Origin of the sequence: Agromyces seonyuensis (assembly GCF_009789225.1) — a bacterium.
GTDB lineage: Bacteria > Actinomycetota > Actinomycetes > Actinomycetales > Microbacteriaceae > Agromyces > Agromyces seonyuensis.
Window position 1 is genome coordinate 1 of the sequence record NZ_WSTA01000002.1, and the last position, 23,561, is coordinate 23,561.

At 70.2% G+C, this 23,561-nt stretch carries 20 protein-coding genes; 13 read left to right on the forward strand and 7 right to left on the reverse strand.

What is annotated here, in order from left to right:
* Positions 1-80: 80 nt before the first annotated feature.
* Positions 81-1,376 (reverse strand): ABC transporter substrate-binding protein, encoded by a 1,296-nt coding sequence (locus tag GB864_RS00750; protein ID WP_160422372.1) that lies wholly within the window; start codon positions 1,374-1,376, stop codon positions 81-83.
* Between the two features lie 504 nt (positions 1,377-1,880).
* Here GB864_RS00750 and nrdH point away from each other — a divergent pair.
* From nrdH to nrdF, 4 genes are all read left to right on the forward strand, one after another.
* Positions 1,881-2,111 carry a glutaredoxin-like protein NrdH gene (gene nrdH / locus GB864_RS00755; RefSeq protein ID WP_160422373.1) on the forward strand — a complete coding sequence of 77 codons (231 nt, stop codon included), beginning with the start codon at positions 1,881-1,883 and terminating at the stop codon, positions 2,109-2,111.
* An 84-nt stretch (positions 2,112-2,195) separates the two neighbouring features.
* Positions 2,196-2,624, forward strand: a complete 429-nt coding sequence (nrdI, locus tag GB864_RS00760) for a class Ib ribonucleoside-diphosphate reductase assembly flavoprotein NrdI (RefSeq protein WP_160422374.1) — start codon at positions 2,196-2,198, stop codon at positions 2,622-2,624.
* Positions 2,625-2,629: 5 nt separating this feature from the next.
* Entirely contained in the window at positions 2,630-4,756 is a 2,127-nt protein-coding gene (nrdE, locus tag GB864_RS00765) for a class 1b ribonucleoside-diphosphate reductase subunit alpha (RefSeq protein WP_160422375.1), read from the forward strand.
* A gap of 45 nt (positions 4,757-4,801) precedes the next feature.
* Positions 4,802-5,782, forward strand: coding sequence for a class 1b ribonucleoside-diphosphate reductase subunit beta (gene nrdF / locus GB864_RS00770; protein ID WP_160422376.1), 981 nt, complete (start codon positions 4,802-4,804; stop codon positions 5,780-5,782).
* A gap of 100 nt (positions 5,783-5,882) precedes the next feature.
* On the opposite strand, the gene GB864_RS00775 is transcribed toward nrdF, so the two are convergent.
* From GB864_RS00775 to GB864_RS00785, 3 genes are all read right to left on the reverse strand, one after another.
* Positions 5,883-6,908 carry an alpha/beta hydrolase fold domain-containing protein gene (locus tag GB864_RS00775; RefSeq protein WP_160422377.1) on the reverse strand — a complete coding sequence of 342 codons (1,026 nt, stop codon included), beginning with the start codon at positions 6,906-6,908 and terminating at the stop codon, positions 5,883-5,885.
* Positions 6,909-7,049: 141 nt separating this feature from the next.
* The gene (locus GB864_RS00780; protein ID WP_160422378.1) at positions 7,050-7,886 is read right to left on the reverse strand and encodes an SDR family NAD(P)-dependent oxidoreductase; all 837 of its coding nucleotides are present in this window, start codon (positions 7,884-7,886) and stop codon (positions 7,050-7,052) included.
* A gap of 206 nt (positions 7,887-8,092) precedes the next feature.
* Positions 8,093-9,727, reverse strand: coding sequence for an arylsulfatase (locus GB864_RS00785; protein WP_202106892.1), 1,635 nt, complete (start codon positions 9,725-9,727; stop codon positions 8,093-8,095).
* Here GB864_RS00785 and GB864_RS00790 point away from each other — a divergent pair.
* Positions 9,678-10,199, forward strand: coding sequence for a gluconokinase (locus GB864_RS00790; RefSeq protein WP_160422379.1), 522 nt, complete (start codon positions 9,678-9,680; stop codon positions 10,197-10,199). The two genes, GB864_RS00785 and GB864_RS00790, sit on opposite strands and share 50 nt — an antisense overlap.
* 113 nt (positions 10,200-10,312) lie before the next feature.
* Positions 10,313-13,078 (forward strand): lamin tail domain-containing protein, encoded by a 2,766-nt coding sequence (locus GB864_RS00795; RefSeq protein WP_160422380.1) that lies wholly within the window; start codon positions 10,313-10,315, stop codon positions 13,076-13,078.
* 119 nt (positions 13,079-13,197) lie between these two features.
* Here GB864_RS00795 and GB864_RS00800 read toward each other — a convergent pair whose 3' ends face one another.
* On the reverse strand, positions 13,198-13,902 hold the full coding sequence (locus tag GB864_RS00800) for a helix-turn-helix domain-containing protein (RefSeq protein ID WP_160422381.1): 705 nt from the start codon (positions 13,900-13,902) through the stop codon (positions 13,198-13,200).
* Positions 13,903-13,997: 95 nt separating this feature from the next.
* On the opposite strand from GB864_RS00800, the gene GB864_RS00805 reads away from it, so the two are divergent.
* Entirely contained in the window at positions 13,998-15,443 is a 1,446-nt protein-coding gene (locus GB864_RS00805; RefSeq protein WP_160422382.1) for an MFS transporter, read from the forward strand.
* 23 nt (positions 15,444-15,466) lie between these two features.
* On the opposite strand, the gene GB864_RS00810 is transcribed toward GB864_RS00805, so the two are convergent.
* The gene (locus GB864_RS00810) at positions 15,467-17,200 is read right to left on the reverse strand and encodes an L-aspartate oxidase (RefSeq protein WP_160422383.1); all 1,734 of its coding nucleotides are present in this window, start codon (positions 17,198-17,200) and stop codon (positions 15,467-15,469) included.
* Positions 17,201-17,276: 76 nt separating this feature from the next.
* Here GB864_RS00810 and GB864_RS00815 point away from each other — a divergent pair, with 76 nt between their 5' ends.
* Positions 17,277-18,221: a LysR family transcriptional regulator gene (locus GB864_RS00815; protein WP_419672755.1), complete on the forward strand. Its 945-nt coding sequence runs from the start codon at positions 17,277-17,279 to the stop codon at positions 18,219-18,221.
* A gap of 106 nt (positions 18,222-18,327) precedes the next feature.
* Positions 18,328-19,305: a zinc-binding dehydrogenase gene (locus tag GB864_RS00820; protein ID WP_160422442.1), complete on the forward strand. Its 978-nt coding sequence runs from the start codon at positions 18,328-18,330 to the stop codon at positions 19,303-19,305.
* A 24-nt stretch (positions 19,306-19,329) separates the two neighbouring features.
* Here the strand turns inward: GB864_RS00820 and GB864_RS00825 are convergent, their stop codons facing one another.
* On the reverse strand, positions 19,330-19,803 hold the full coding sequence (locus GB864_RS00825) for a DNA alkylation repair protein (RefSeq protein WP_160422385.1): 474 nt from the start codon (positions 19,801-19,803) through the stop codon (positions 19,330-19,332).
* A gap of 103 nt (positions 19,804-19,906) precedes the next feature.
* Here GB864_RS00825 and GB864_RS00830 point away from each other — a divergent pair, with 103 nt between their 5' ends.
* The 4 genes from GB864_RS00830 (at position 19,907) to GB864_RS00845 (ending at position 23,521) form a co-directional block, all read left to right on the forward strand.
* Positions 19,907-21,076, forward strand: a complete 1,170-nt coding sequence (locus tag GB864_RS00830; RefSeq protein ID WP_160422386.1) for a 3-oxoacyl-[acyl-carrier-protein] synthase III C-terminal domain-containing protein — start codon at positions 19,907-19,909, stop codon at positions 21,074-21,076.
* Positions 21,073-21,774, forward strand: coding sequence for an iron-containing redox enzyme family protein (locus GB864_RS00835; protein ID WP_160422387.1), 702 nt, complete (start codon positions 21,073-21,075; stop codon positions 21,772-21,774). The genes GB864_RS00830 and GB864_RS00835 overlap by 4 nt, the downstream gene beginning before the upstream one ends.
* A gap of 1 nt (position 21,775) precedes the next feature.
* The gene (locus GB864_RS00840; RefSeq protein ID WP_336603828.1) at positions 21,776-22,591 is read left to right on the forward strand and encodes a DUF6999 family protein; all 816 of its coding nucleotides are present in this window, start codon (positions 21,776-21,778) and stop codon (positions 22,589-22,591) included.
* Positions 22,592-22,708: 117 nt separating this feature from the next.
* Complete coding sequence (locus tag GB864_RS00845; protein ID WP_160422388.1) at positions 22,709-23,521, forward strand: SDR family NAD(P)-dependent oxidoreductase; 813 nt, start codon at positions 22,709-22,711, stop codon at positions 23,519-23,521.
* Positions 23,522-23,561: the final 40 nt, after the last annotated feature.

Sequence of the window (23,561 nt, forward strand, 5' to 3'; positions counted from 1 at the left end):
CCGCGGCGGGCCGAGCGGGGGGACCGGGGGGCCGGGCCCGCGGTGGCGGGCCCGGCCGATTCGAGGAGTGCGGTCATGGCTCAGAGCGTCGCCGCGGCGTCCTGCATCTTGGTGACGATGTCCTCCGCGCTGCCGGCGCCGCCGAAGAGGTTCACGATGCCCTCGTTCATGGCGTTGCCGACGGTGGTGCCGAAGGCCGTGTCGAACCAGAGCTGCACGTAGGAGGCATCCGCGAGGCCCTCGGCCACCAGGGCGAGGTTCGGGTCCTCGATGGAGCCCATCGCGCTCGCGACGGTGGGGATGCCCGCGCCGCTCGCGGCGAAGCGCGCCTGCACGTCGTCGCTCATGATGTACGCGAGCAGTTCGGCGCACTCCGGGGGCGCGTCGGCCGAGCAGGCGAAACCGTCGCCGCCGCCGAGGGCCGCGGTCGGGTCGCCCGACGAACCGGGGATGCCGGGGAAGGGGAACCAGCCGAGGAACTCGGGCACCTGCTGGTCGGCCGTCAGGCCGCCGATGACGCCGGCGTTCCAGTGGCCCATGAGCTCCATGGCGGCCTGCCCGTTGGCGATGAGGCCCGCCGACGAACCGGCGCCCGTCTGCGCGGGGGTGCCGAGGAAGCCGTCCTGGAACGGCTCGACGCCGATGAACTCCTCGAGCTGCTCGCCCGCCTCGACCCAGCACGGGTCGTCGAAGTCGTTGTCGGTTTCGGCGGCCTGCAGGGCGTCGGCCGAGCAGGAGTGGAGGGCGAACTGGTACCACCAGTGCGCGGCCGGCCACTTGTCGCCCGCGCCGACGGCGATCGGGGTGATGCCGGCGTCGCGCAGCTTCGCGACGTCGTCGACGAGCTCGTCGAGGGTCGTCGGCGGCGCGTCGATGCCGGCCTGCTCGAACAGGTCGGTGTTGTACCAGAAGCCCTCGATGCCGAAGGTGAAGGGGATGCCGTAGGTGGCCCCGTCGACCTGCCACGGGCCGACCGTGCTGCCGACGGCGGTGACGGTGTCGGGGATCGCGTCGTCGAGCGGCATGAGGTAGTCGTTGGCGACCTGGTCGCGCAGCTCGCCGCCCGGCCAGACCTGGAAGAGGTCCGGCGGGTCGCCGGCGGCCAGGGCGTTGGGGATGAGGGTGCGCTGCAGGTCTTCGTTCTGGTAACCGGTCTGCTCGACCGTGACGCCGGGGTGGTCGGCCTCGAACTCGGCGGCGACCTCCTCCCAGACGGCGGGCAGGGGACCGGACGTGGCGTTGTGCCACCACGTGAGGGTGACGTCGCCTCCGGCGTCGCCGCCCTCGCTCGCGCCGCTGCACCCGGCGAGGGCGACCATGGCGGCCGCGGCGGTCGCCGCCCCGATCGCCCTCCTGATGCTGCTGTGCTGGTTCATCGTTGAACACCTCTCGAAAGTTTCGACTTCTGCGTCGAAATGCGGACGTCGCCGAGTGTACGGATGCGGGGTGCACCGGTCAAGCGGAACGGCGTCGGCGCGGATCGGCGTCGGGTGCTGAGGAATTGTCGGCGGTGGGGCGGAGACTGGAGGCAGCGGTCACCACTACATGTGGGGGTCGGAAGCGGGGTCGACACGAGATGTGCGGTCGGTGAAGGCGAGGGAAACTCGCGACACGCCGACGACACGCCCAGGAGGCATCCACAGGCCGAAACCGCCGACTGCCCCGAGCTGTGGACAACATGCCCGACCGGCCCGGAATTCCGGCCCTCGCGGCGCCGGCGGCTGTTGATGGACCGGTGGAAAGCTGTGGAAAACTACACCTTTGTAACTACTGCATCTAGGGGTCGTTCCCGATGTCCGGCACTAGATGTAGTATCGAAGCCCAAGAGGAACCCGGGGGGACGGGGGACTCGGAACGACTTTCAACGAGGGGAAACCGACATGACCGTCACGGTGTACACGAAGCCGTCCTGCGTCCAGTGCGCAGCCACCTACCGCGCCCTCGACAGCAAGGGAATCGAGTACGAAGTGCTCGACGTCTCGGCCGACGAGCTCGCCCTCCAGACGGTCAAGGACCTCGGCTACCTGCAGGCGCCCGTCGTCATCACCGATGAAGATCACTGGTCGGGCTTCCGCCCCGACAAGATCGCCGAGCTGGCCGCCCGCATCTGATCGGGTCGGCCCGCGGCCGGCGGTCGGTCATCCGTTCGATCGGATGACTCGGAAGCCGGCCGACGAGCGCGAGCAGGAGGAATCATGGCGGATCTCGTCTACTTCTCGAGCGTCTCGGGCAACACGCATCGCTTCGTGGAGAAGCTCGGGATCCCCGCACTGCGGATCCCGGTCTTCCCGCGCGAGGAACCGATCCAGGCCGACGAACCCTACGTGCTGATCGTGCCGACCTACGGCGGCGGCGACGGCAAGGGCGCCGTCCCGAAGCAGGTCATCAAGTTCCTCAACGATCCGCACAACCGATCGCTCCTACGCGGCGTCATGGCCGCGGGCAACACCAACTTCGGTTCGGCCTACGGACTCGCCGGCGATGTGATCGCCGCGAAGACCGGGGTGCCGCACCTCTACCGCTTCGAACTCTTCGGAACTCCCGACGACGTGCGCGTCGTCATCGACGGATTGGACGCATTTTGGTCAACTCAGCGGCGAACGCACCGGCAGCAGACGGCGTAGCCCTCATGGAAGCGCCGCGCCAGGCGATGGACTACCACTCGCTCAACGCGATGCTCAACCTGTACGGCGCGGACGGGCAGATCCAGTTCGAGAAGGACCGCGAGGCGGCTCGGGAGTACTTCCTGCAGCACGTCAACCAGAACACGGTCTTCTTCCACTCCCTCAAGGAGCGCCTCGACTACCTCGTCGAGAAGGAATACTACGAGCCGGAGGTGCTCGCGCAGTACGACTTCGCGTTCATCCAGCAGCTCAACGACCTCGCGTACTCGAAGAAGTTCCGGTTCGAGACCTTCCTCGGCGCGTTCAAGTACTACACGAGCTACACGCTCAAGACCTTCGACGGCAAGCGCTACCTCGAGCGCTTCGAGGACCGCGTCGTCATGACCGCCCTCGGCCTCGCGCAGGGCGACGAGCAGCTCGCGATCGACCTCGTCGAGGAGATCATCGGCGGCCGGTTCCAGCCGGCGACCCCGACGTTCCTCAACACGGGCAAGGCCCAGCGCGGCGAGCTCGTCTCCTGCTTCCTGCTCCGCATCGAAGACAACATGGAGTCGATCGCGCGCGGCATCAACTCGGCGCTGCAGCTCTCCAAGCGCGGCGGCGGCGTGGCGCTGCTGCTCTCGAACATCCGCGAGTCGGGCGCCCCGATCAAGCAGATCGAGAACCAGTCGAGCGGCATCATCCCCGTGATGAAGCTGCTCGAAGACTCGTTCTCCTACGCGAACCAGCTCGGCGCGCGCCAGGGCGCCGGCGCCGTGTACCTGTCGGCGCACCACCCCGACATCATGAAGTTCCTCGACACCAAGCGCGAGAACGCGGACGAGAAGATCCGCATCAAGACGCTCTCGCTCGGCGTCGTCGTGCCCGACATCACGTTCGAGCTCGCCAAGAACAACGAGGACATGTACCTCTTCTCCCCGTACGACGTCGAGCGCGTCTACGGCAAGCCGTTCGGCGACGTGCCCCTCACCGAGAACTACCGGGCCATGGTCGACGACGCGCGCATCAAGAAGACGAAGATCAACGCGCGCGACTTCTTCCAGACGCTCGCCGAGATCCAGTTCGAGTCGGGCTACCCGTACATCGTGTTCGAGGACACGGTGAACAAGGCGAACCCGATCAAGGGCCGCATCAACATGTCGAACCTGTGCTCGGAGATCCTGCAGGTCAACACCCCGACGACGTACAACGAAGACCTCAGCTACGCGAACATCGGCAAGGACATCTCCTGCAACCTGGGTTCGCTCAACATCGCGCTGACGATGGATGCCCCGGACTTCGGCAAGACCGTCGAGACGGCCATCCGCGGCCTGACCTCGGTGTCGAACCAGTCGCACATCACGTCGGTGCGCTCCATCGAGGACGGCAACGACAAGTCGCACGCCATCGGCCTCGGCCAGATGAACCTGCACGGCTACCTCGCCCGCGAGCGCATCTTCTACGGCAGCGAAGAGGGCATCGACTTCACGAACCTCTACTTCTACACGGTGCTGTTCCACTCCCTGCGGGCATCCAACAACATCGCGATCGAGCGCGGTGAGACCTTCGAGGGCTTCGCCGACTCGAAGTACGCCTCGGGCGAGTTCTTCGACAAGTACACCGAGCAGGAGTGGGTGCCGGCCACGGCGCGCGTCGCCGAGCTCTTCGAGACGTCGAACGTGCACATCCCCACGCAGGACGACTGGCGCGCGCTGAAGGCGAGCATCCAGGAGCACGGCATCTACAACCAGAACCTGCAGGCGGTGCCGCCGACCGGCTCGATCTCGTACATCAACAACTCGACGGCGTCGATCCACCCGATCGCCTCGAAGATCGAGATCCGCAAGGAAGGCAAGCTCGGCCGCGTCTACTACCCGGCGGCGTTCATGACGAACGACAACCTGGAGTACTACCAGGACGCCTACGAGATCGGCTACGAGAAGATCATCGACACGTACGCCGCGGCGACGCAGCACGTCGACCAGGGCCTCTCGCTGACGCTGTTCTTCAAGGACACCGCGACCACGCGCGACATCAACCGGGCGCAGATCTACGCCTGGAAGAAGGGCATCAAGACCATCTACTACATCCGCCTGCGGCAGATGGCGCTCGAGGGCACGGAGCTCGACATGTGCGTCTCCTGCATGCTCTAATGGCGCGTTGATCTGGTCTTTTTCCGAGAATAGGAACGAACAAGGATGACTCCTCCCGAGAAGCTCAAGCTGATCGACCACGTGCAGGCCATCAACTGGAACCGCATCCAGGACGACAAGGACCTCGAGGTCTGGAACCGTCTCGTGAACAACTTCTGGCTGCCCGAGAAGGTGCCGCTGTCCAACGACATCCAGTCGTGGAACACGCTCACGCCCGACGAGCAGACGCTCACGATGCGCGTGTTCACCGGCCTCACCCTGCTCGACACGATCCAGGGCACGGTCGGCGCGGTCTCGCTCATCCCGGACTCGATCACGCCGCACGAAGAGGCCGTGTATACGAACATCGCGTTCATGGAGTCGGTGCACGCCAAGAGCTACTCGTCGATCTTCTCGACGCTCTGCTCGACGGACGAGATCGACGCCGCCTTCCGCTGGTCGGTCGAGAACCCGAACCTGCAGCGCAAGGCCGAGATCGTCATGGACTACTACCGCGGCGACGAGCCCCTCAAGCGCAAGGTCGCCTCGACGCTGCTCGAGTCGTTCCTGTTCTACTCGGGCTTCTACCTGCCCATGTACTGGTCCAGCCGGGCGAAGCTCACCAACACGGCCGACCTCATCCGCCTCATCATCCGCGACGAGGCCGTGCACGGCTATTACATCGGCTACAAGTTCCAGAAGGGGCTCGAGCGGGTCGACCAGGCCAAGCGCGACGAGATCAAGGACTACACGTTCTCGCTCATGTACGAGCTCTACGAGAACGAGGTGCAGTACACGCAGGACCTCTACGACGGCGTCGGCCTGACCGAGGACGTCAAGAAGTTCCTGCACTACAACGCCAACAAGGCGCTCATGAACCTCGGCTACGAGGCGATGTTCCCGTCGAGCGTGACGGACGTGAACCCCGCCATCCTCTCGGCGCTCTCGCCGAACGCCGACGAGAACCACGACTTCTTCTCGGGGTCGGGTTCGTCCTACGTCATCGGAAAAGCGGTCAACACCGAGGACGAGGACTGGGACTTCTGATCCCGAGCCTCCCCTCGCGCTGATGGCGTGAATCGAAGGGGCGGGCGGATGCTGCTTGGAGCATCCGCCCGCCCCTTCGTGCGTCCGCGCGTGCCGCGGATCAGGAGCCGGTGCCGGTGCCGGGGGCCGGCGCGCCCGCCGCGGTGGTGTTCTCGGCTTCGGTCGAGCGCGGATGCTGTTCGGCGAGCGTGCGGACGAGCCAGCCGTCCCTGGCGGCGATCGCCTGCTTCGTGAGCGTCGCATCCGGGGCGATGCTGTCGAACGCGTGGAACGCGCCCGGCCAGACGTGCAGTTCGGCTCGGCCCCCGGCCGCCCAGATGCGGCTCGCGAAGGCGACGTCCTCGTCGCGGAAGACCTCGCTGCTGCCGCAATCGAGGTAGGTGGGCGGCAGGCCGGCGAGGTCGCCGGCGCGGGCCGGCGCGGCGTAGATCGAGACGTCGTCGCCGCCGCGGCGGTCGCCGAGCAGCGCCGTCCAGCCGGTGACGTTGCTCGTGCGGTCCCACACCCCGACGCCGTCGATCTGCTGCGTCGAGACGGTGCGGTCGCGGTCGTCGAGCATCGGGGAGGTCAGCAGCAGTGCGGCGATGCGCGGGCCGCCCCGATCGCGCGCGAGCAGCGCGGTGCCCGCGGCGAGCCCGCCGCCCGCGCTGGTCCCGGCGACGACGAGACGATCGGGGCGGATGCTCAGTTCGGCCGTGTGCGCGACCGTCCACTCGAGCGCGGCGAAGCAGTCCTCGACCGGGATCGGATCCGGATGCTCCGGGGCGAGCCGGTAGCCGACCCCCACGACGACCGCGCCGAGTTCGCTCGCCCAGCGCAGCAGCAGCGCCGGGAACGCGCGCCGGTCGCCGCCGATCATGCCGCCGCCGTGGAGGAAGAGGAAGCCGACGCCGGACGGTTCCGTCGGCTCGACGACAGTGAGGTCGACCCCGCCGCCCTCGAAACCGGCGATCCGCACCTCGCGGGCGCCGAGACCGAGGGTTGCGAGCGCCTCGTCGGTGATGCCGCGGGCCGCGCTCCGCCGCGCCGGAATCATGTCGGCCGTGATCGTCGCCGGCATGGCGGACCGTGCGAGGGCCGCGGCGAGCTCGGGGTCGAACGGCGGGTGGGGCGGTGTCGCCGACATCCAGGGCCTCCGCTCTCTCCTGGAGGCAGACCGTAGCCGTTCGAGCCGCCGTGCGGTGCCGGTTCGGGACCTTCGGCCGGCTCACGAAGGGCGAGCGCGTTCGCGGAAATCGGTCGTCGGCGCACGTCGAACGATCTCCGATCAGCCGCCGACGCCGACGCGACGCGCACTCTCAACCCAGAAGGCGTCCATGAGGGCCGTGTCGTCCTGCTGGGGGTGCGGGCGGCGGGGGAGGCGGCCGGGTGCCGAGTAGTACGCACCGGACTGCCAGTCGGCGCCGGGCGTGCCGTCGACGGCCCAGAGGAGGCGGTGCGCACCCGCCTCGGGGGACTGCAGGAACGCGGCGAGCGGACTCGCGTAGAAGAAGCGCACCAGGCCGCCGCCGGTGTCCTTGGCGAAGTTCGACGCGATGTCGCCGGGGTGGAAGGCGACGGCGCTGAGCCCACGCGAGCGGTAGCGGGCGTCGAGGCCGGCGGTGAAGAGGATGTTCGCGAGCTTCGAGTCGCCGTAGGCGCGCATCGCGGCGTACTTGCCGTCGTGCTCGAGGTCGTCCAGATCGAGCTCGCCGAACTTGCCCGCAGCGGCGCTCGAGGTGTTCACGACCTTCGCCCCGCTCGTGACCAGCGTGTCGAGCAGCAGGTGGGTGAGCAGGAACGCCGCGTCGTGGTTCACCTGCATGGTGCGCTCGTTGCCGTCGACGGTGACGACGCGCTCGGCGAAGACGCCGCCCGCATTGTTGGCGAGCACGTCGATGCGGTCGGTACGTTCCTGCACCCACTGCGCGAGTGCCCGCACCTCGTCGAGGCGCGCGAAGTCGGCCGCGAAGCGCTCGGCGCCGAGCGGTTCGGCGACGGCCGCCAACTTCTCGGGCGACCGGCCGACGAGCAGCAGCCGTTCGCCCCGTGCGGCGAGTGCACGAGACGCGGCGGCGCCGATGCCGTCGGACGCCCCGGTGATGATGATCGTGCGCCGGTCCATGCGCTCCCTGCTCGAAGATCGGATGCGGCGAGCCGCGTGTCGACTCGGTCTCCGAACGATTCGCATCGGTGGAGTTCGCCTCGGTCGGCCTCGCCCGCCCTGCCGGGCAGCATCCCGGCGGCGTCGAAGGCGGATACTCCGACCGTACTTGCCGGGCGAGTTCGGGCCGCGCGATGGCGCGGCCCAAACCGCCTTCGATGCGGAGGTTATCCGGCGGAGGAGAGCCCGTGGAGCATCTTGGCGATCTGCTCTTGGACTTGGGCGTCGTCGGTCTCGAAGATGGCGTAGCTGATACCGGCGGTCTGGATGGGCCGGTTGGGATACTGCTTGTAGGTGGGGAGCACGCCGAGCAAACGGTCGGCCATCTGCGGCAGCTGCCAGGTCTTCTCCGCGAAGCTGTTCATGAAGATGTCGTACCGCTCCTGCGGGTCTTGCCACAGGTCGAACAACTCGGGGACGATCGCGGTGTAGGACGCGGGTCCGCGCCATCCATCGCGCACATTCCAGACGGCCTTCCACTTGCCGAGCCGGATGGCGCCGGGGATCATCTCGGTTTCGGTCATGTAGAACCAGTGGTCCCGGGCGGAGGGCCCCTCGCCCTTGAGCAGGGCGGTCTGGTCGTAGCTGTCGAAAATGGTGGGCTCGCCCTCGCGGTCGACGGTGGGGAGCTCGAGCCCCGCGAGGCTCGCGAAGGTGGCCATCAGATCCAGCGAACCCACGATGTCGGAGTTGCGACGCCCCGCTTCGATGGTTCCCGGCCACCAGGCGATCGCGGGGACACGACTGCCGCCTTCGTAGTCGGTGCCCTTCGTGCCGCGATACGGCGTGTATCCGCAATCGGGGTAGACGTCCTGCCAGGCGCCGTTGTCGGTCGTCCAGACGATCAGGGTGTTCTCGGCGATGCCGAGTTCGCGGACCTTGTCGACGACCTGTCCGACACGATGGTCGAGCTCGACGAGCGAATCGAGGTACTTCGACTTCGCAAGGGATGCGCCCTCGAAGTCCGGATGCGGCAGGTTCGGCTGGTGCAGTTTCGCGGTGTTCAAGTAGAGGAAGAACGGGTTGTCGCCGTTCGCGTGGTTCTCGATGTAGTCGAGCGCGAAGTCGGTGGATTTCTCGTCGATGAGGGGGATGTTCGACGAGTCGACCTTCTCCACCTCGTGCGCCGCCTCGCCGGCCTTGCCCTCCAGCGCGCCGACGACGTCGCCCCACATCTTCATCGTCGCCGGGTCGTCGAACGGGAAGTCCGGGTTGTAGGCCTTGTCGGTGTAGGTGTACGCGTTCAGGTGGTACAGCGTCGTGTTGTACATCTCGTCGAAGCCGTGCGAGGTCGGCATCGCGTAGTCGGCCTCGCCGAGATGCCACTTCCCGATGTGGCAGGTGTCGTACTGCGCCTGCTTCAGCACGCTGGCGAGCGTCCACTCGCCGGACGGGAGGCCGCCGCCCTGACCGGGGAACGCGACCGTGGTCATGCCGCTGCGAATCGGAAGTCGCCCGGTGATCGCCGCGGCGCGCCCCGGGGTGCAACTGGGCTGCCCGTAGAACGAGAGGAACTGCAGGCCTTCGGCGGCGAGACGGTCGAGGTGCGGCGTGGGCGCGCCGCGGTTCTCACCGCCGCCGTAGCAGCCCAGGTCTCCCCACCCGACGTCGTCGGACATGAACAGGATGATGTTCGGCTTTTCGGTCATTCTCGAGATCCCCCCATTGGCTCGGATTGCGATTCGGACGCTAGCAGAGCGACCGGGCGTTGGCCACGATCCCCGATCGGTGCCGACGGCTACGGTGATCACCATGCCCGCCGTGTCCGAACCTCGTCGCACCGCGCCGCAGATCGTCGTCATGGGGGTGTCCGCGTCGGGGAAGTCCTCGATGGGGATCGCGCTCGCCGCGCGGCTCGGAGTGCCCTTCGTGGATGCCGACGACCTGCATCCGCGAGCGAACGTCGAGAAGATGGCCGCGGGCATCCCGCTCGACGACGAGGATCGTCGGCCCTGGCTCGACCTCGTCGGTCAGCGGCTCGCCGCCGGCGGGGATGACGGCGGTGTCGTCATCGCCTGTTCGGCGCTCAAGCGCGCCTACCGGGACCGGCTGCGCGCCGCGGCACCGGGTACGGCGTTCGTGCATCTGACCGGCACGCCCGACCTGCTCGCCGAGCGGGCTCAGGGCCGGGCCGGCCACTTCATGCCGCCGAGCCTGCTGGCGTCGCAGCTCGCGACGCTCGAGGTGCTCGGCGACGACGAAGCGGGCGTCGTGCTCGACATCGTGCATCCGCTCGGCGAGTTGGTGCAGGAGGCGCTCGAGCGGCTCGGCTGAACGGCGGGCGCTCGGCGCCACTCCGGCGAGCGGGAGCGTCCGGATACTCCGTTCGCCTCGCGTTCACTTCGGGGTCGCCTCCGAGTCCTGCGGCGTCGTTACGTTCGGGGCCTGTGAGACTTCAACTTCCCCGCACCGTCGCGGCCGTCGCCGCGGCCGCCACCGCCGGCGCGGCGTTCGCGATCGCGCTGCCCCTGACCGCCCAGGCGGCGGACGCCTCCGACGTCCGCATCACCGAGTGGATGTACAACCCGGTGAACTCCTCCGGCGAGTTCATCGAGTTCACGAACCTCGGCGACGCCCCCGTGAGCCTCGCCGGGTGGTCGTTCGACGACGACAGCCGCACTCCCGGCGCGGTCGCGCTCGACGGCCTCGGCACGCTCGCCGCCGGGCAGTCCGTGATCATCACCGAGTCGGCGGATGCGACCTTCCGCAGCGAGTGGAAGCTCGGCGCCGACGTGAAGGTCCTCGCCGGCAACACGACCAACCTCGGTCGCGCCGACGAGATCAACCTCTTCGACGGCGCCGACCCGGTGGCGAACCTCGTCGACCGGCTCGCCTACGGCGACAACACGGTGGGCGGTCCGCGCACCCAGGGCGTCGCGGGCATCCCGAAGACCGAGGCCGCGCTCGGCGCGAACGACGCGACGCAGTGGCAGCTCTCGGTCGCCGGTGACGCCGAGGGCACGTGGGCCTCCACCGCGGGCGACCTCGGCTCGCCCGGCACGAGCCGGTTCGCGCCCGAGGGCGAGCCGACTCCTTCGTGGGCCGCGGTCCGCATCAACGAGATCTCCTCCGACAACGGGAACACCCCCGTCGGCGATGCGATCGAGCTCGTCAACACGGGCGACGTGGACGTCGACCTCACGGGCTGGCTGCAGATCGACAGCGGCGACCTCTCTGCCGCGAAGACGTTCGCGACGAAGCTCGCCGACGGCACCGCGACCACGGTCGTCCCGGCGCACGGCTACGTCTACTTCTCCTCGACCAAGGGCCTCGGCTCGGGCGGCGACGGCGTGAAGGTCTACCTCGCCGACGGCACGCTCGTCGACTCGGCCGCGTACACCGCCGGCGAGGCCGGCAGCGACGAGTCGAACGAGTTCGGGGCGGGCGCCTTCGCGCGCTGCGGCGACGGCACGGGCGCGTTCGCGTCGGTCGCCCTGAAGAGCTTCGGCGCCTCGAACGCCACCGCGTGCGAGAACATCCTGACCAACCCGGGCGAGGAGCCCACGCCGAGCCTCGACTGCCAGCCCGAGGCCGCCTCCGGCACCGGGGCGCTCCCTGCGGGGGCGCTCGCCTGGCCGGGCAGCGCCGACGTCGGCGTCGCCGACGCGGTGTGCGCATGGAAGACCACGACCGGCCCCGAGGGCCGCGACATCAGCGGCCTCGTCTTCGACCCGACCGACGCGAACGTGCTCTACGCGGTGAAGAACAAGAGCTGGGTCTACCGCCTCGTGCAGCAGGACGGCCTCTGGGTCGCCGACACCGCGAACGACTGGGCCGCGGGCAAGCAGATCTTCTTCCCCGGCTCGACCGACTCGGCCACGAACCAGCCCGACTCCGAGGGCCTGACCGTCGGCCCCGACGGCGCGCTCTACATCACGTCGGAGCGCAACAACGCGGCCAACGACATCCCGCTGAACTCGATCCTGCGGATCGACCCGACGCAGCCGGGCACCCGGCTCGTCGCGACGGCGCAGTGGAACCTGACCGCCGAGTTCCCCGAGCTCCACGCCGGCAACAAGACCGAGGCGAACCTCGGCTTCGAGGGCGTCGCGTTCGTGCCCGACTCGTACCTGACGGCCAACGGCTTCGTCGACCAGTCGACGGGCACGACGTACCGCCCGGCGGACTACCCGTTGCACGGCACCGGCCTCTACTTCGCGGCGCTCGAGAACGACGGCAAGCTCTACGCCTACGCGCTCGACTCCGACGGCTCGTTCCACCGCGTCTCGGTCGTCGACAGCGGCATGGGCCACGCCATGGAGGTGCAGTTCGACGCGGACGCCCAGCGCATCTGGGCGGTCTGCGACAACACCTGCGGCGTCGCCGCCACGGTGCTGAAGGTCGACGCCACGGGTGCGATCGTGCCCGAGCCCGTCTACGCGAAGCCCGCCGGCCTGCCCGTGAACAACTTCGAGGGCTTCGCGATCGCGCCGAACTCGACGTGCGTCGACGGCACGAAGACGGTGGTCTGGGGCGACGACGGCATCGCGGGCACCGGTGCCGGCAGCGCGACCGAGGGCCACGCGCTCTACACGAGCCGCATCGACTGCGACCTGCACCTCGGCGAGCAGGGCGTGCCGAAGCCCGACACGACGCGTCCGCTGGTGACCTTCGTCACCCCGACGACGGCCGGTCCGTTCCAGCAGCTCCAGGTGCGCGTCGACGCGACCGACGAGGTCGGACTCAAGCGCATCGTGGCGAACGTCTACGACGCGGCGGGCACGCTCGTGAAGTCGACGCAGTCGGCCGTGGCGAACGGCGCGACCTCGGGCACGCACTCGGCCACCGTGACGCTCCCGACGGGTGCGTACTTCGTCAAGTACAACGCGCAGGACCTCGCCGGCAACATCTCGACGACGGGCCGGTTCGAGTTCACGATCGACGCGACCAAGCCGACCGCGACGATCAAGGACGGCGCGGGCTTCACGGTCAAGACCGGTGAGGCCTACGGCCTGATCAGCTTCAAGCTGTACGACGCCCAGAAGATCGACAAGGTCACGATCAACGGCAAGGTGAAGGACCTCACCGACAACCAGTGGTCGGACGTGAACTTCATCAAGCCGGGCGTCTTCGGCGCCGTGGCGGGTGCGAACACCCTGGTCGTCTACGACCTGGCCGGCAACGCCTCGACGTACGAGTTCAACCTCGGCTGATCCAGCGCGCCCGACGGGGCGCGTGGATGCTCCTGCGAGCATCCACGCGCCCCGTCGGCGTCACGGAGCCCGACGATCCGGCGCGGGCGCGGGCGCGGCCGCGGGGGGCCCGACGTCCGTCAGTCGTGCCAGGCGCCGAGCCACTCGGCCCAGTCGGGGCCGTCGTCGACCGGGATGCCGGCGCGCGCCTGTTCGACGAGCCCCCGCATCACGAATCCCAGATAGCGCAGGTGGAGCTCGTCGGCGCGTGAACGCGGGATGGGCAGTACTGGGCGCAGGTGCAGGAGGAGCTGCATGACGTCGGCCGCGGTGAAGCCCGCGGGGACGAGCCCGTGGGCGAGGTCGCGCGCGACGAGGCGTTCCAACCCCTCGTGCAGGTAGTCGGACGCCGCCGCGAGCGCCGCCGAGCTCTTGCCCGCGCCGCCGCCCGTCGGCTGGAGATTCGGTCCTGCGGCGCCGAGGATTTGGCGCCGGAGGAAGGTCGCGACCGCTCCGCCCGACTCGGCGATCGTGTCCGAGTCGGCGCCTGCGTCGGAGCCGGCGTCGGTCTGCGCGTCGGCGTCGGCCGCGACCTCGTGGGCGAGTGCCGCGGCCTCGCTCACGGCGCTCACACGAAGCGCTTCGATGAGTGCCTCTTTGGTGGGGTAGCGGCGGTAGACCGAGCCGACGCCGACGCCGGCCCGCTGCGCGACTTCGGCCATCGAGGCGTCGGAGCCGCGGGTGGAGAACACCTCGCGGGCGGCGGCGAGCACTGCGGAATCGTTCGACCGGGCCTCCTGCTGGCGTCCCGGCAGTCGACGGTGGGGGACGTCGGGCACTTGCATTCCTCAAGTCTAGGAGGATGCTACGCTCAGATTGGAACGGAACCTCCGTTCCGATCGAATTTCGATCCCCGATGACTCTCGAGAGCGAGCCGCCCATGCCCCCCGCGATCACCGCTTCGGAGACGCCAGAGCGCGCCGCCGTGCGTCGCGCCGGCCACCCCGCCGCGCCGGCCCGTCCCGGACGCTTCACCTTCGCGCTCAGCGCCGCCGTGCTCGTGTTCTCCCTCATGCAGACGCTCTCGGTGCCCGCGCTGCCGACGATCGGCCGTGAGCTCGGGGCGAGCAGCCTCGGCACTGGGTGGATCCTCACGGCCTTCCTCCTCGCCGGCGCGGTCTTCTCGCCCGTGATCGGCAACCTCGGCGACCGCTTCGGCCACCGACGCATCATGCTGATCGCGATGCTCGTCTTCGCCGCGGCGACGCTCGTCGCCGCCGTCGCGCCGAACCTCGGTGTGCTGCTCGCGGCGCGGGTCGCGCAGGGCGTCAGCACGGCGACCTTCCCCCTCGCGCTCGCGCTCGTGCGCGCCGAGCTGACCGGCCCCAGGCTCGCGGCGGCGTTCGGCTGGATCCCGGGCATGATCGGCCTCGGCGCCGGACTCGCGCTCGTGATGGGCGGCCTCGTCGTCGACGCGCTCGGCTGGCGTTGGATCTTCTTCATCGGCGCCGCGCTCATCCTCGTCGCGGTGGCGTTCGTGCTCGCGTGGGTGCCGAGCGGCGGCACGGGCGCCTCCGCCCGCAGAACCGACTGGCCCGGCATCCTGCTGCTCGCGGGCGGCCTCGTGGGCGTGCTGCTCGCCGTCTCCCAGGGCGGCGCGTGGGGCTGGGCGTCACCGTGGACGATCGGCGTCGGCATTGCGGGAATCCTGCTGCTGGCCGCGCTCGTGGTCGTCGAGCTGCGCAGCCCGGCGCCCGTGGTCGACGTGCGCACGTTCCGGCACGGCCCGATCGTGCTCGTGAGCCTGCTCACCGTCGTCGTCGGCTTCGTTCCCTACGTGTTCTACGTCGCCCTCCCGATCCTCATGCAGGCCCCCGCCGGGACCGGCTACGGGCATGGCATGAGCGTGACCGCTTCCGCCCTGGCGATGCTGCCGAGCGCGGTCCTCGTCTTCCTCGGCGGCAGGCTCTCGCCGTGGCTCGCCGCCCGACTCGGCGGCGGCGGCGCGGCCGTGATCGCGGCGGCCGTCATGGGGATCGGGGCTGGGGCCCTGGCGATCTGGCCGACGGTGCCGTGGCTCGTGGTCGTGGCGTTCGGGGTGCTCGGCTTCGGCAACGGCATCGGGTACGCGATCTGCTCGCAGCTCGTCGTGACCGCGTCGCCCGCGAACGAGGTCGGGGCGGCGACGGGTCTGAACGGTGTCGTCCGTACCATCGGGTCTGCGTCGGCGGCGCCGGTCGTCTCCGCGCTCCTCGCCGCGGCCGCGGTCGGCGCGTCGGATCCGGCGAACGTGTTCTCGGCGGCGTTCTGGGTCGCGGCCGGGGCGTGCGTGCTCGGCGTCGTCGTCTCGATCGGGCTGCGCGGCACGACCCGTCGGACGGCCTGAAGGAAGTTCCGCGTTCGCCGGGTCTATTCGACGAGCTTGCCGACCGTCTCGACCTCGCGCATGAGCGCGGCGATCTCCTCGGGGATCTCCGGGATCGACTCGCGCGCGACTCCGTCGCGGGGCGACCACACGAGGTTCACCTGCAACGACTCGTCGAGGTCGGGGAAGTCGCTGCGGTTGTGGCAGCCGCGGGTCTCGCGGCGCTCGAGGGCGGCCTCGAGGGTCGCGCGGGCCGCGAGGGCCGCGGACTTCAGGTCGAACGCGTGGGCGAGGTCCTGGTAGCCGGCGATGTCGGGGTGCACGCCGATCTGCGTCATCCTCGCCTCGATCGCATCGAGTTCGGCGAGGCCGGCGCGCAGGCCCGCCTCGTCGCGCACGACGCCGGCGTGTTCGGTCATCGTGTTGCGGATGGCGCGCTGGAGGGCGCGCACGTTCTCGGCGCCGTCGGAGGCCAGGAGGCCGGCGATCTCGTCGCGCGCGGACTGCACGGCGGCGGCCGAGCGGGGCTGCGCGGGCAGGGCTCGGGAGTAGTCGATCGCCGCCTGTCCGACGATGCGGCCGAAGACGAGCAGTTCGATGAGGGAGTTGCCGCCGAGCCGGTTCGCACCGTGCAGGCCCGACGAGGCTTCGCCGATCGCGTAGAGGCCGGGCACGTCGGTGCCGTGGTCGTCGGGGCGCACCCAGACCCCGCCCATCGAGTAGTGCGCGGTCGGCGCGATCTCGATCGGCGCCGTCGTGATGTCGAGCATCTGGAGTTCGAGCATCGTCTGGTAGACGCGGGGGAGGCGCCGCATGATCGTCTCGCGCGGCAGGTGCGAGACATCCAGCCACACCCCGCCGTTCGGGGTGCCGCGCCCCTCCTTGATCTCGGTGTAGCAGGCCAGGGCGACGCGGTCGCGGGTCGAGAGCTCCAGGCGCTCGGGGTCGTACTTCGCCATGAAGCGCTCGCCGAGGGCGTTGGTGAGGATGCCGCCCTCGCCTCGGGCGGCCTCGCTGATGAGGGTGCCGGCGGCGTTCTCGGGCTCGATGATGCCCGACGGGTGGAACTGCACGAGCTCGGGGTCGCGCACCCGGCCGCCGGCCTCGACGGCGAGCCGCCACGAGTCGCCCGTGTTCTCGTCGCGCCGGGAGGACGTGCGCCGCCAGATGCGGTTGTGGCCGCCGGCGGCGAGGATGACCGCGTCGGCGTGGATGAGGTAGCCCGTGCCGTCGTCGAGGTCGAAGCCGTAGGCGCCGAAGACGGCGCCGTCCTCGTCGACGAGGATGCGGGTGATGTAGACGGTGTCGAGGATCGGCACGTCGAGCTGCACGGCGCGGTTGACGAGGGTGCGCTGGATCTCGAGGCCGGTGTAGTCGCCGGCGAAGGCCGTGCGGCGGTAGGTGTGGGCGCCGAAGAAGCGTTGCGAGATGCGGCCGTCGTCCTCGCGGGCGAAGGGCATCCCGTAGCGCTCGAGGTCCTCGATGCCGCGGGCTGCGCCCTCGGTGACGGTCTGCACGACGCGCGGGTCGGCGAGCAGGTAGCTCTCCTTCAGGGTGTCGGCGGCATGCTGCTGCCAGCTGTCGTCGGCGTCCATGGTGGCGAGCGCGGCGTTGATGCCGCCGGCGGCGAGGGAGGTGTGGGCGTCGGACTTGGGGCGCTTGCCGACGGCGAGCACGTCGACCCCGGCCTCGGCGATCTCGATGGCGGCGCGCAGTCCCGAACCGCCGGTGCCGATGACGAGCACGGTGGTGGAGAGCTGGCGTTCAGAAGCGGTCATGCGGACACGCTAGGCAGCCGCGCCCCATTCCTCCAATGCATATTGATTGGGATGACCATGCGCCTAGAGTATGGATATGAACCTCGAGCAGTTGCAGGCGTTCGTCGCGGTCGCGCAGACCGGCAACTTCACGCGAGCTGCCGACCGGCTCTATCTCGCGCAGCCGACCCTGAGCCGGCAGATCGGCGCCCTCGAGCAGGACCTCGGTGCGCCGCTCTTCCATCGCGACCGCGCCGGCAGCACGCTGACGGAGGCCGGGGCGTCGCTCCTCCCGCTCGCACGGCGCATGCTCGCCGATGCGGACTCCGTGCGCCGCGAACTGGCCGAACTCGCGGGCCTCCAGCGCGGGCGGGTGCGCCTCGGCGCGACGCCGACCCTCTGCATCAGCCTCGTCGCCGAGGTGCTGAGCGCCTTCCATGTGAAGCATCCGGGGGTCGAGCTGCACCTGTCCGAGCACGGCTCGCGGCGCCTGCTCGACGAACTCGCGGCGGGCGAACTCGACCTCGCGCTCGTCACGACCTCCGAGGCCACCGCGGCCCCGACGCGCTTCGAGGCGACCCCGCTGCTCGTCGAGGAGCTCGTCGTGATCTCCGCGGCATCCGCCCCGGCGATCGTCGACGCTGAGACCGTCGGGCTCTCGACAGTCGCCGGCCTGCCGCAGATCGTCTTCAGTTCGGCGTACGACCTCCGCGGGGCGACCGATGCCGCGTTCCGCGCCGCGGGCCTCACGTCCGACGTCGTGCTCGAGGGCGCCGAGATGGATGCCGTGCTGCGCTTCGTCGAACGCGGGCTCGGCGTCGCGATCGTGCCCGCGATGGTGCTCGTCGGCCGGCCGGGCCTGCGCGCGGCCCGTCTCGACGCCTCGGCGCTCGAGCGCACGATCAGCCTCGTGCGCCCGGCCGGCGTCGCGCCGACCGCCGCCGTCGGCGTCATGGCGCAGACGATCGCCGCGACCGCGATCGAGTTCGCCGCGCGGGCGGGCGCGACCATGCGGCTCGCGGCGCCCACCGGCCTGCGCTGACACCGATCTTCGGCGAACGGTCAGACGGCGGGCGTTGGATGGATCGTCGCCGCCGGATCCTCGCGCGGCGCGGAACAGGAGAGCGACGAACATGGCGGACCAGACGATGCGGGCACTCGTGCACGAGACCTTCGGCGATGCGGCGGAGGTGCTCGAAGTGCGCGACGTGCCGGTGCCCGAGCCCGGCCCCGGCCAGGTGCGCGTGCGGCTGCTGGCCTCGCCCATCCACAACCACGACATCTGGACGGTTCGCGGCACCTACGGCGTCAAGCCCGAGCTGCCCGCGATCGGCGGCACCGAGGCGGTCGGTGTGATCGACGCGCTCGGCGAGGGCGTCGAAGGGCTCGCCGTCGGCACCCGGGTCGCCACGGGCGGCACCCCCGGCGCGTGGGCGGAGTTCTTCGTCTCGCCGGCCGGCGGCCTCATCCCTGTGCCGGAGGGCGTGCCCGACGAGGTCGCGGCGCAGCTCGTCGCGATGCCGTTCAGCGCGATCAGCCTCCTCGACTCGCTCGGTCTCGAAGCCGGCGACTGGCTCGTGCAGAACGCCGCCAACGGCGCCGTCGGCCGGTTGCTCGCGCAGCTCGCCCCGGCCCGGGGCATCCACGTGCTCGGTCTCGTGCGCCGCGCCGCGGGCGTCGAGGAACTCGCCGCCCAGGGCATCGGGAACATCGTCGCGACGGACGACCCCGCCTGGCGCGATCGCGTCGCGGAGCTCACGGGCGGCGCGCCGATCCGCGTCGGCGTCGAGTCGGTCGGCGGCACCGCGGCGGGCGACGTGCTCTCCCTCCTGGCCGAGCACGGCACCCTCGTCGTCTTCGGCGCGATGGCCTCGCCGACGCTGGAGATCCCCTCCGGCCAGGTGATCTTCAAGCAGGCCACGGTGAAGGGGTTCTGGGGCAACCGGGTGAGCGCCGCGATGGCGCCCGCGCAGCGCGCCGCACTCATGGGCGAGGTCTTCGAGCGGCTCCGCTCGGGCGCGATGACGCTGCCCGTCGAGGCGACGTTCGGCTTCGACGGCATCGCCGAGGCGGCCCGCGCCAACTTCGCCCCCGGCCGCGCCGGCAAGATCCTGCTGCGCCCGTAGCGGGATGCGCGGCTCGGCGGCCGATCAGGCGCTGAGCCGCTCCGCCGCCGCACGGAGCCGTGGGTCGTCGGCGTCGGCCCACCGGGCCAGCACCGCCGACGCCCGCGTCCGCGCGGCGCCGTCGAGCCCGTCGACGAGCGGCCGCACGACGTCGTCGACGAGCGGGCTGAACAGGGCGTCGACGGATGCCTCGCGGAGGAAGCCCTCGAGGCGCGTCAGATCGTTGTGTCCGAGCATCCGCACCCGCGACTGCAGGAGCACGATGGCGGCGAGCCGGCGCTCGAAGACGGGCACGGACCACAGCTCCGAGGCGAGGGCCGTGATCTCGTCGTGCCCGAGGCCGCGATAGCGGTTGCCGGCGTCGCGGATCGTGCCGCGGACGGCGCCCACAGAGGCCCCGTACGAGTCGAGCCCGAGGGCGTCGCGCACGTCCTCGGCGCGGTACTCGTCGCCCTCGTACCGCAGACGCTCGTCCACGAACTCGCCGGCCTCGCTCATCCGTTCATTCTCCCCGCCGAGCGGTGCGGCCCGGCGACCGTGGACCGACGGCGGCTGTGGACACGTGCGCGGCCCGGCATGCCGTCCGTGGTTGAGTGACCGAATGGGCACGACGGCGACCGCATACCTCACCGGCTTCGGCTCGTATCTCCCGGGGGACCCGGTCGACAACGACGGCATCGCGGCGCGGCTCGGGGGCACCGACGCGGTTTCGGAGCGCATCCGCCGGCGCATCCTCGACGCCAACGGCATCCGGCAGCGTCACTACGCCCTCGACGAGCACGGCGAGCCGACGGCGCTCAACGAAGAGCTCGCCGTCGCGGCGCTCACCGCTGCGCTCGAAGACCGCGGCATCGCCGCATCCGACCTCCGGATGCTCGCGTGCGCCACGACCATGGGCGACGTCCTCGTGCCGGGCTTCGCGTCGATGGTGCACGGCCGGCTCGGCGGCGGGCCGATGCAGCTGCTTTCGGCGTCGGGCGTGTGTGCATCGAGCCTCGCCGCCCTCGACGCTGCGGTCAGCAAGATCCGGCTGGGCGACCACCCGCGCGCGGCCGTCGTCGGTTCGGAGCTCGCGAGCCGCAGCCTCCGCCAGCGCCGCTACGACGGCATCCGGGCCGGCATGGACTCGCATTTCCTGCGCTGGATGCTCTCCGACGGCGCGGGCGCGGTGGTCGTCGAGTTCCAGCCCCACCCCGACCGGCCGTCGTTGCGGGTCGACTGGGTGCGCCACGTCTCGCTCGCCCACGAGCACGACGTGTGCATGCGCGCCGGTATGGACGGCATCGACCCGGCCGTCGGCGCCACCTGGCAGGACGTCGACCTCGCCGAGGCGGAGGCCAGGGGCATGTTCCTGCTCCGGCAGGACGTCGGCGTGCTCGACGACCTCGCGGGCGCCGGACTCGCGCAGTTCGAGGAACTCGTGGATCTCGGCCTCGTCGACGTCGGCCATCTCGACCACGTGCTCTGCCACTACAGCACCAACGCCTTCCGCGACCTCGCGTTCGAGGGCCTCCGCAAGCGGCTGCCGACTCTCGAGGCCGATCGCTGGTACTCCAACCTCGAGACTCGCGGCAACACGGGCTCGGCGAGCATCTTCATCGCCCTCGAAGAGGCCTGGCGCACCGGCCGCTTCGCCCCCGGCGAGACGATCCTGCTCGCCGTGCCCGAGTCCGGCCGCTTCTCGTTCGCGTTCGCACACCTCACCGTCGTCGCACCGCCCGCGCGTCTCGCGCCGTCCGCACCGCCCGCCGAACAAGGAGAACCGGTATGACCATCGACGCCACGACCACGGCCCCCGACACCGCCGGAGGCGGTGTCGCGATCCTCGCCGAGCGGCTCGCCGCCGTCTGGGCCGACCTCGATGCACGGCTCGACCGCGTGCCTGTTCTCCGCGCGCTCGCCGAGGGCACGGTGACCCTCGACGACTACCGGCGCCTGCTCTTCAACCTCCGTCAGCAGGTCGTCGACGGCTCGCCCTGGATCGCGCGCGCGGCCTCCAACTTCGACGTCGACCACTTCGACCTGCGCTCGGCCGCGATCCGACACGCGGAGGAGGAGCACCGCGACCACCTCATGCTCGAGCGCGACTACGTCGCCATCGGCGGTTCGCTCGCCGAACTGCGCACCGGCCGCAAAAACCTCGGCTCCGAGGCGCTGTCCGGCTACCTCTTCCACTACGCCGATCGGCCGAACCCCGCGGGCCTGCTCGGCGCGATGTTCGTCATCGAGGGGCTCGGCGCGAACAAGGCCGCCGGTTGGGCGAGCCGCTTCCAGGAGGTGCTCGGCCTGGCCGACAACCAGGTGCACTTCATGCAGTACCACCAGGAGGCCGACGGGCAGCACACGGGCGCGATGGAGGCGATCCTCTACTCCGGGCTCATCGATGACGCGACTGCCGACGAGATCGTGCGCTGCGCCCAGGTCGTCGCCCGCCTCTACGTGCTGCAGCTGGAAGAACTGGATCGCTGAGGTGAACGACCCGGAGCTGTGGGAGGCGGTCGCCGCCGACCCGTCGATCCCCCTCGACCGTTCGCTGGTGCGGCAGATCGTCGACGACCAGCGCCGGCTCTCGCGGCGTTGGCTCTACCCCGTCGCCCGGGTCGTCTCGCGCGTGCTCGTCGCCGTGGTCTCGATCCTCAAGCGCGTGCTGCCGTTCCGGTGGATGCCGCTGGCGACGATGGATGCGCTCTGCGTCTGGTTCCTGCGCCGCTTCGTCTCCCCTGACGCCGTCGAGCTGCTCATCCGGCACTTCGTCGTCGAGACGAACCTCGTGAACTTCGTGCTGCGGAACACCCCGGCGACCCTCGCGCCGGTCACGCTCCGCCCGACGACGCTCGCCGGCCTCGGCGACCACGCCGTCGTCGAGCACGACGTCAACGTCTACGACGTGCTGATCGCGCTCGACGGCGTCGACCCGGCGCCGCCCGTGCGATTCGACTTCGCCGAGCTCGACGTGCCGCCGCTCGACGCCGAACGCCGGCGCGTGCGGCTGCTGCGCCTCGACATCCAGACGGCGCTCTGCCTCATGAACATCCCGTTCTCGATCGCGCTCACCCTCGGGGAGTACCGCCGCGCGGTGCACTCGATGCGCTTCGACGACTCGTTCCTCGAGATCCTCGCGCGCGTCACCGGCGACGACGGGTTCCGGCAGTGGAAGACCGGGATGCTGAGCCTGCGGATGGATTCCAACGTCGACGTGCCCGAGACCGTCTACCGGCACGCGATCCTCTGCGAGTTCGCCCACGCACGGCTCGTGCGCTTCGCGGCGGACGCCTCTGCCGGTTGAGCCGGTCTCGCGATCGCTCTCGGGAGACGGAGGCCGTTATCTCCCCGTCATCCGCGCCTGTCACACTGCTCTCCGACATCCGTCGTAAATCTCGCGATCGAGCAGGAGCATCCCCGAATGGACATCAACGGCAAGGTCTTCGTCGTCACCGGCGCCGGCAACGGCATGGGGCGCGAGGTCGCCCTGCAGCTGCTCGGCGCGGGAGCCCGCGTCGCCGGCGTCGACCTCAGCGAGGCGGGGCTCGCCGAGACGGCGGAGCTCGCGGGCGCGGCGGAGAACTTCTCGCTGCACCCGACCAACATCACCGACCGCGAGGCCGTCGCAGCCCTCCCGGCGGCCGTGATCGCCGCCCACGGTCAGGTCGACGGCCTGCTCAACATCGCGGGCGTCATCCAGAAGTTCGTCAAGGTGCTCGACCTCCCGTTCGAGGAGGTCGACAAGGTCATGGCCGTCAACTTCGGCGGCACGATGAACACGGTCAAGGCGTTCCTGCCCGTGCTGCTCGAGCGGCCGACGGCCGCCATCCTCAACGTCGCGAGCATGGGCGCCTACGCGCCGGTCCCCGGTCAGGCCGTCTACGGCGCCTCCAAGGCGGCCGTCGTGCTGCTCACCGAGGCGCTCTACGCCGAGCTGCTCGGCTCGAACGTGCAGATCTCCGTCGTCTACCCCGGCGCGATCGCGACGAACATCGCCAAGAACTCGGGCGTCTCGATCGGCGGGGCCGAGCAGGGCGCCGAGGCCGCGAAGGACTCCAAGCACAAGACCACCTCCGTCGACGTCGCCGGCCGCGTCATCGTCGACACCCTGGTCAAGGGCAAGTTCCGGGCGACCATCGGCTCGGACGCGACCATGATGGACCGCATCGCCCGCCTCAGCCCGAAGCGCGCGACCGAGCTCATCGCCAAGCAGATGGGCGACCTGCTCGGCTGATCGGCGACGCACGACGGGCGGGTCGGATGCCTCGAGGCAT

Excerpts from the sequence above, each read along its gene's own strand:
- GB864_RS00775 (WP_160422377.1), bottom strand. The coding sequence starts at position 6,908 with ATGTCGGCGACACCGCCCCACCCGCCGTTCGACCCCGAGCTCGCCGCG.
- GB864_RS00815 (WP_419672755.1), top strand. The coding sequence starts at position 17,277 with ATGAACCTCGAGCAGTTGCAGGCGTTCGTCGCGGTCGCGCAGACCGGC.
- GB864_RS00805 (WP_160422382.1), top strand. The coding sequence starts at position 13,998 with ATGCCCCCCGCGATCACCGCTTCGGAGACGCCAGAGCGCGCCGCCGTG.
- GB864_RS00830 (WP_160422386.1), top strand. The coding sequence starts at position 19,907 with ATGGGCACGACGGCGACCGCATACCTCACCGGCTTCGGCTCGTATCTC.
- GB864_RS00800 (WP_160422381.1), bottom strand. The coding sequence starts at position 13,902 with ATGCAAGTGCCCGACGTCCCCCACCGTCGACTGCCGGGACGCCAGCAG.
- GB864_RS00750 (WP_160422372.1), bottom strand. The coding sequence starts at position 1,376 with ATGAACCAGCACAGCAGCATCAGGAGGGCGATCGGGGCGGCGACCGCC.
- GB864_RS00810 (WP_160422383.1), bottom strand. The coding sequence starts at position 17,200 with ATGACCGCTTCTGAACGCCAGCTCTCCACCACCGTGCTCGTCATCGGC.
- nrdI (WP_160422374.1), top strand. The coding sequence starts at position 2,196 with ATGGCGGATCTCGTCTACTTCTCGAGCGTCTCGGGCAACACGCATCGC.
- nrdE (WP_160422375.1), top strand. The coding sequence starts at position 2,630 with ATGGAAGCGCCGCGCCAGGCGATGGACTACCACTCGCTCAACGCGATG.
- GB864_RS00825 (WP_160422385.1), bottom strand. The coding sequence starts at position 19,803 with ATGAGCGAGGCCGGCGAGTTCGTGGACGAGCGTCTGCGGTACGAGGGC.
- GB864_RS00790 (WP_160422379.1), top strand. The coding sequence starts at position 9,678 with ATGCCCGCCGTGTCCGAACCTCGTCGCACCGCGCCGCAGATCGTCGTC.
- GB864_RS00785 (WP_202106892.1), bottom strand. The coding sequence starts at position 9,727 with ATGACGACGATCTGCGGCGCGGTGCGACGAGGTTCGGACACGGCGGGC.
- GB864_RS00845 (WP_160422388.1), top strand. The coding sequence starts at position 22,709 with ATGGACATCAACGGCAAGGTCTTCGTCGTCACCGGCGCCGGCAACGGC.
- nrdF (WP_160422376.1), top strand. The coding sequence starts at position 4,802 with ATGACTCCTCCCGAGAAGCTCAAGCTGATCGACCACGTGCAGGCCATC.
- GB864_RS00780 (WP_160422378.1), bottom strand. The coding sequence starts at position 7,886 with ATGGACCGGCGCACGATCATCATCACCGGGGCGTCCGACGGCATCGGC.
- nrdH (WP_160422373.1), top strand. The coding sequence starts at position 1,881 with ATGACCGTCACGGTGTACACGAAGCCGTCCTGCGTCCAGTGCGCAGCC.
- GB864_RS00835 (WP_160422387.1), top strand. The coding sequence starts at position 21,073 with ATGACCATCGACGCCACGACCACGGCCCCCGACACCGCCGGAGGCGGT.
- GB864_RS00820 (WP_160422442.1), top strand. The coding sequence starts at position 18,328 with ATGCGGGCACTCGTGCACGAGACCTTCGGCGATGCGGCGGAGGTGCTC.